6 protein-coding genes are annotated in these 6,490 nt (G+C 69.8%); 3 read left to right on the top strand and 3 right to left on the bottom strand.

The window, feature by feature from the left end; all coding sequences use genetic code 11:
• The coding region (locus NON22_RS18530) for an ankyrin repeat domain-containing protein (protein WP_257388439.1) at positions 1-873 on the top strand (873 nt) is incomplete at its 5' end.
• Between the two features lie 43 nt (positions 874-916).
• On the opposite strand, the gene NON22_RS18535 is transcribed toward NON22_RS18530, so the two are convergent.
• Positions 917-2,734: a monovalent cation:proton antiporter-2 (CPA2) family protein gene (locus NON22_RS18535; protein ID WP_257388440.1), complete on the bottom strand. Its 1,818-nt coding sequence runs from the start codon at positions 2,732-2,734 to the stop codon at positions 917-919.
• Positions 2,735-3,144: 410 nt separating this feature from the next.
• On the opposite strand from NON22_RS18535, the gene NON22_RS18540 reads away from it, so the two are divergent.
• Complete coding sequence (locus NON22_RS18540; protein ID WP_257388444.1) at positions 3,145-3,540, top strand: hypothetical protein; 396 nt, start codon at positions 3,145-3,147, stop codon at positions 3,538-3,540.
• Between the two features lie 46 nt (positions 3,541-3,586).
• Here the strand turns inward: NON22_RS18540 and rnk are convergent, their stop codons facing one another.
• Both rnk and NON22_RS18550 read right to left on the bottom strand, forming a co-directional pair.
• A complete protein-coding gene (gene rnk / locus NON22_RS18545; RefSeq protein ID WP_257388441.1) occupies positions 3,587-4,024 on the bottom strand; it encodes a nucleoside diphosphate kinase regulator in 438 nt (145 codons plus the stop codon).
• Positions 4,025-4,460: 436 nt separating this feature from the next.
• Positions 4,461-5,942 (bottom strand): RimK family protein, encoded by a 1,482-nt coding sequence (locus NON22_RS18550; RefSeq protein ID WP_257388442.1) that lies wholly within the window; start codon positions 5,940-5,942, stop codon positions 4,461-4,463.
• A 261-nt stretch (positions 5,943-6,203) separates the two neighbouring features.
• Between NON22_RS18550 and NON22_RS18555 the strand changes: the two genes are divergently transcribed.
• On the top strand, positions 6,204-6,490 hold a 287-nt coding region (locus tag NON22_RS18555; protein WP_257388443.1), incomplete at its 3' end, for a GNAT family N-acetyltransferase.

Genomic DNA, 6,490 nt, shown 5'->3' on the forward strand with positions numbered 1-6,490 from the left:
CTGCGGGCCGCCGACCTCATCGCCGCGGCTGCCGCCGGCGACGCGGCCGCGGTCGAGCGCCTGCTCGCGCTCGGCCTGCCGCTCGAAGGCGGCGACGCGCAGGGCGCGACGGCATTGCTGCGCGCCTGCGGCCAGGGCCATGCCGACGTCGTCGCGCTGCTGCTCGAACGCGGCGCCGATCCCGAACACGCGGCCAACGGCGGCGCGACGCCGCTGTCGGCCGCGATCAGCGCACGCCGCGAAACCGTCGTCGATCTGCTGCTGCGCCAGGGTGCTGAACTCGACCGGCGCCTGCCCGGCGGCGGCACGACCCTGATGATCGCCGCGGCGCTGGGCTTCCCCGAGCTCGTCGAAAAGCTGCTCGCCGCCGGCGCCGACGCGAACCTCGCCGACGAGAAAGGCTCGACCGCGCTGCACGCAGCCGCGCACTACGGGTTCGGCCATGCGGGGCCGCGCGCGCGCGCCGTGCTCGAAGTGCTGCTGCGCCTCGGCGCCGCGCCGAACGCGTGCAACGCCAAGGGCCAGACGCCGCTGCTGCTGCTCGTCGGCGGCCGCGCCGATCCGGGATCGGCCTGCGATCCGGCGCAGATCGCCCACCTGGTAGCGCTGATGCTGGACTTCGCCGCCGACCTCGACGCACAGGACGAACGCGGCGTCAGCGCCCTGCACGCCTGTGCGATCCACGGCCTGCTCGGCTGCGCCCGCCAGCTGCTGGCGCGCGGCGCCGAACGCGACATTCGCGACTGCCTCGGCCGCCGTCCGGGCGAGCTCGCCGAACTGCTCGGCTACACCGACGTCGCCGCCGAGCTCGGCGCGAGCGCCGCGATCCCGAGCCTCGCGCAGATGCTGCGCCAGCCCGCGAATCAACGCTGAGCGGATCGCGTACGACGCCGTTCGCGCACGTCCCCGAGCATCCTCACCACTGGCGGTTGACGCCGCCGGCCCATTCCTTGCCGCCGCCGTCCTCGGTGGTGTCGGCGGCGAAGATCTGCTCGAGTTCGGTCAGGGCTTCCTGCGAGGTCTGGATCAGCGCGGCATCGTCGTCGTAGACCAGGTGCTGGGCCTTCAGCAGGGCTTCGTCGTGGGCGCGGAAGCGCGCGATGCGGTCGGCGGCGACGCGCGGCGGCTGGCCGAGCGCCTCGAGCACCTGGCGCGTCAGATCGAGGCTGCCTTCGAAGGTCTCGCGCACGACGCCGTCGACGCTGAGATCCATCAGGCGGAATGCGTGCTGGCGGTTACGCGCGCGGGCGAAGATCTTGAGATTCGGATACACGCGCTTGACCAGCCGCGCCGTGCGCACGTTGGCCTCGGGGTCGTCGGTCGCGAGCACGAAGATCTCGGCCTTGTCGGCCTGCGCCGCGCGCAGCAGCTCGGGACGGCTCGGATCGCCGAAATACAGCGTGCTGCCGAAACGGCGCGAGGCGTCGACCTGCTCGGGCGAATTCTCCAGCGCGGTGTACGGAATCTTCTGCGCGCGCAGCACGCGCGCGACGATCTGGCCGACGCGGCCGAAGCCCGCGATGATGACTCGCGGCGCATCGCCTTCGATACGGTCGAACTCGCGCTCGGGCTTGCGCTGCTGCGTGGCGAGGAAGCGGCCCAGGGCGATGACGAGCGGCGGCGTCAGCGCCATCGACAAGGTGATCACGAGCATCAGCACGTCGTGCGTGCGCTGGTCGAGCACGTGCGAGCTCTCGGCCAGGTTGAACACGACGAACGCGAACTCGCCGCCGGCCGCGAGCACGGCGGCGAAGGACAACGCCTGCAGCCGGTCGAGCCCTCCGGCGAGCCGGCCCGCGCCGAACAGCACGAGCGCCTTGAGCAGCAGCAAGGCGACGGTCAGTCCGACCACGAGCCACGGCTCGCGCAGCAGCAGGCCCAGGTCGACGGCCATGCCGACGCTGACGAAGAACAGGCCGAGCAGCAGGCCCTTGAACGGCTCGATCTGCGATTCGAGCTCGTGGCGATACTCCGAATCGGCGAGCAGCAGTCCGGCGAGGAACGCGCCGAGCGCCATCGAGATGCCGGCCTGTTCCATGAGCCAGGCCGTGCCGATCACGACGAGCAGCGCGGTCGCCGTGAACACTTCGGGTATGCGCGTGCCGGCGACGATGCGCAGTACCGGCCGCAGCAGATAGCGGCCGGCGACGACGACGAGCGCAATGACGCCGATCTTCTGCAAGGCGGTGACCGTGTTCACCGCCGCGCCGTGCTCGTCGCCGAACACCGGGATCACGGCCAACACCGGAATCGCGGCCAGGTCCTGGAACAGCAGCACGGCGAACGCGAGGCGGCCGTGGGCGCTCGTCAGCTCCTTGCGCTCGGCGAGCAGCTGCAGGCCGAACGCCGTCGACGACAGCGCGAGGCCCAGGCCGACGATGACCGCGGCCTTGCCGCCGAGGCCGAAGGCCAGATACGCAGCCAGCGCGATCAGCGCGGCGGTCGCGACGACCTGCAGGAAGCCGACGCCGAACACGAGCCGGCGCATGACCCAGAGGCGCTGCGGAGACAGCTCCAGGCCGATCACGAACAGCAGCAGCACGACGCCGAGCTCGGAGATGCTCGCGATCTGCTCGGGGTTCTGCAGCAGCTTGAGCCCGGCCGGACCGATGACCGCGCCGGCGACCAGATAGCCGAGCACCGCGCCGAGCTCGAAGCGTTTCGCGATCGGCACCGCGATGACCGCGGCGGCGAGCAGGACGACGGTGTATTGCAGGATGTTGTGGGTTTCCACGCGCGCTCTCCGGCTGTATGGGGAACCGGGGCGACGTTCGCCCCGTCGCTCCAGGCCCTGCTGCTTGTCTCCACAACTCCGGCACGACCGGAACGGCGTTCGCGACGTCGCTCTCCTGCCTTGCGGCTTCTCTCCGCGACCTCGCGAACGTTCCCCTGCGCGAACGTTTGCGCCGTCCGGCCCGTCGGACGCTCAGAATGATCGGAACCTGCGATTCCCAGCGGTCACTCTTCACCGCTCGACTCGAGCGGGCTCCGGAAGAAACCGGAGCTCGATTCCTGCGCGGAAGTCTCTGCCGCGCGGATTATGGCATGCGCTCGTGACGCGTCCGGAACGCCGCGGCGGCGCATCTCGGGATCTGAGATCGGCCGGCGGCAGACTGCATCCCGCACCCACGAGCGGAGAGCCCCATGCCGGGTTTCGACAGCAAGGCCCCTACGTCCGTCCTGGATCCGCGCGGCCTGAGCGCGCGCATCGCGTGGACCTGGTTCGCGCTCGGATTGGCGGCCTGGAGCCTGCTGCCGGCGCTGCGTGGCTACTCGCCGCAGGCCGGCTGGCTGTCGTACTGGCTCGTGGGTGCACCTTTGCTCGTGCTGGCGACTTTGCACCGGCAAACGCTGGCGGGTCGGTTGCGCTCCATCCTCGTCAGATCGGAGCCGGCCCACGGCGGCGTGGTAGCGGCGGGAAGCCAACTGCAGCGGCGCCAGGGATGGCGCCACCGCGCTTCGCGCCGCACCCAGGCGCGGCGTCTGCCGCCATCGCAGCATTCGCTCGTGCGCACGGCATTCGCCGCCTTGTTCACATGAACGATCCGTACCGATCATGCGGCGCGGCGCGTCCGGCGGCGCCGCGTCAGCGGTGCAGATCGCCGGCGGCTTCGGGCTGATAGCTCAGGGTCAGCACGCGCAGCCGCGTGCTGCGTCCACCCGGCAGCGGCCAGGCGATGGAAGCGCCGACGCGCAGGCCGAGCAAGGCACTGCCGACCGGCGCGAATATGGAAACGCGGTCGGCGCTGCCGTCGGCGTCGCGCGGATAGACCAGGGTGACTTCGCGCTCGGCGCCGCTGTCTTCGTCGACGAAGCGGATGACCGAGTTCATCGAAATGACGTCGGCCGGAATCTCCGCGGGCTCGACGATCTCGGCGCGGTCGAGCTCGCGGCGCAGGCCCTGCGTATCGAGACCGGCGGCCTGCGGCGTTTCCAGCAGCGCGTCGAGCCGGTCGCAGTCGAGTCGCGAAACGATCAGCGGCGGAGGCAGGCCGGACGGGTTGGGCAAGCGGTGTTCGTTCATTGCGGTTCTCCAAAGCAAGAACGGGCAGCACGCCAAGCATGCCGCCCGTGGTTTTCCCGGATTGTCCGGCGACCTTAGCCAGCGGGCGCGGATTCGGCAAGTCCGTGGCGTCGGGCGGGCGCGGCCGTTGGGTTGCGCGGCAGGTCGACACTTCGCCGGCTCCGACGCGCGACCGCCGGACGCGCCGGCTGTCTGCGCATCGCAGCGACCGGAACCGGCCGGTTGGCACATCGGACCGATGCCTGGGCGGAGCTTCGCAACGCTCTCGCCGAAACGCCTCCCGTTCGCTGCGAGAATGGAGTCCGTGCGCCGAGCGTGGAATATTCCGACGATCGTTCAATCGAAACGGCGCCGGAACCGAGGGCTGCCCGTCGGGCTCTCGCGCCGGCTCCATCGTCGAGCGCCCGACACCCTCGTGCCGGGGACGTGCGCAGTGCTAGTCGGTAATGCCGAGCCGCTTGCGTTCGAGACGGCGCAGGAACTCTTCCATGATGCGCCGGTACAGGTCGTCGCCGAGGTACTCGTCCTCGACGCCGGCGTCGATGGACGGATTGTCGTTGACCTCGATGACGACGATGCGGTTGCCGACCTGCTTGAGATCCACGCCGTAGAGGCCGTCGCCGATCAGGCCGGTCGCCTTCACGGCGAGACGCACGACCTCGGCCGGCGCCTCGCGCACGGGCAGGGTCTTGAAGCCGCCGGACTTGGCCGTGCCGCGCGCGCCGTGGTTGTAGATCTGCCAGTGGCCGCGCGACATGAAGTACTGGCAGGCATACAGCGGCTCCTTGTTCAGCACGCCGATGCGCCAGTCGAATTCGGTGTAGAGGTATTCCTGCGCGATGACCAGCGCCGTGTGCTGGAACAGGTCGTCGACGCCCTTCTTGAGTTCCTCGGCGTTCTCGGCCTTGACGATGCCGCGCGAGAACGAGCCGTCCGGAATCTTCAGCACGATCGGAAAGCCGAGCAGCGCCGGCAAGTCGGCCAGCTTCTTCGCGTCGTCGCGGAACAGGATCTCGCTCTTGGGCGTCGGCAGCTTGCGCGCGCGCAGCAGGTCGTGCAGGTAGATCTTGTTCGTGCAGCGCAGGATCGAGGTCGGATCGTCCATGACGACCATGCCTTCCTTCTCCGCTTTGTTGGCGAAGCGGTAAGTGTGGTTGTCGAGCGCCGTGGTCTCGCGGATGAACAGGCCGTCGTACTCGGCCAGCCGTGCGTAGTCGTTGCGCGTGATCGGATCGACCTCGATGCCGAGGTCCTTGCCTGCGTCGATGAACGATTTCAGCGCGCGCTTGTTCGACGGCGGCATGGCCTCGGCCGGATCGTGCAGCATCGCGATGTCGTAGCGGTACTTGCGCCGCGCGCGCGGCTTGCGCCATAGCTTCTTGGAGAACCGGTCCAGCGCGTCGGCGAACGCGTCCTCCTGCGGATCGTTCAACGTATGCAGGCCGGTCGGCTTGATCGCGGCGATGCCCCATTCGCGGTCGCGTTCGAACTCGATGCGCAGAATGGGACACGGGAACATTTCGAACACCTGGCGCGCGAGATCCTGCAGCGGCGCGTAGCTGGTCTCGCCGAAATACACCTGCAGGCCGAAGTCGGTGGTGTCGCGCGAATCGGGCAGGAAGCGGCTGAGCCGCTGCTCCAGGTCCTCGATGTCCAGGCCGTAGAGCGAACGCCGGCGCAAGTCGTTGATCGTGCGCACCGACGGAATCACCTTGTGGCCGCGCGCCTCCGCCAGCAGCGAAACGTAGTAGCCGGTGCCGAGGTACTTGTAACTGCGACAGAGATTGATGACCTGGGTGCGCTCCTCGTCGGCGGCGAGCGGTTCGCGCAGATAGTCCTTGGCGGTGACGACGTTGTCCGACGGGTAGTACGAGCCCCAGTCCGACGCTTTCTCGACGACGATGACGAGGCGGCTCATGGGGAGTCCGGCAACAGGCCGGCGCGAGCGGCGGCCTCGGGAAAAGGGTCGGGCATAGGTAGCGCAGGGACAGGGGGCGGCGAGCGGCGCGAGTGTGACACAGGGCCGCGGGAGCGGCACCTGACACCGGTCCGCTGTCGGCGGCGGCGCGCGGCGCCGTGTAGCTGCGGTTCAGCGAACGCGCCGCGCCGTTGGCGGCGGACGCCGATCCGCGCGCCACGGCACAACCGTAACGACCTGCGCCCTGCTAGTCTGCGCGCCGTGTCCGAACCCGCCGACTTCCGTTTGCGCCGCGCCGTTCCTGCCGATCTCGCCGCTCTCGTCGGGCTCGAGCGCGCGAGCTTCAGCTACGACCGCATGAGCGAACGCCAATTCCGCCGCCATCTGCGCAGCGACAGCGCCGCGGTGCTCGTCGCCGAAGACGCCGGCGGCCTGCTCGGATCGGCCGTGTTGTTCTTCCGCCGCGGCGCGCCGCGTGCACGGCTCTATTCGCTGGCGACCGCCGCAGCCGCGCGCGGCCGCGGCATCGGCGCGGCGCTGCTGGCCGC

Origin of the sequence: Tahibacter caeni, from assembly GCF_024609805.1 — a bacterium.
Lineage (GTDB): Bacteria > Pseudomonadota > Gammaproteobacteria > Xanthomonadales > Rhodanobacteraceae > Tahibacter > Tahibacter caeni.

Excerpts from the sequence above, each read along its gene's own strand:
- NON22_RS18540 (WP_257388444.1), top strand. The coding sequence starts at position 3,145 with ATGCCGGGTTTCGACAGCAAGGCCCCTACGTCCGTCCTGGATCCGCGC.
- rnk (WP_257388441.1), bottom strand. The coding sequence starts at position 4,024 with ATGAACGAACACCGCTTGCCCAACCCGTCCGGCCTGCCTCCGCCGCTG.
- NON22_RS18550 (WP_257388442.1), bottom strand. The coding sequence starts at position 5,942 with ATGAGCCGCCTCGTCATCGTCGTCGAGAAAGCGTCGGACTGGGGCTCG.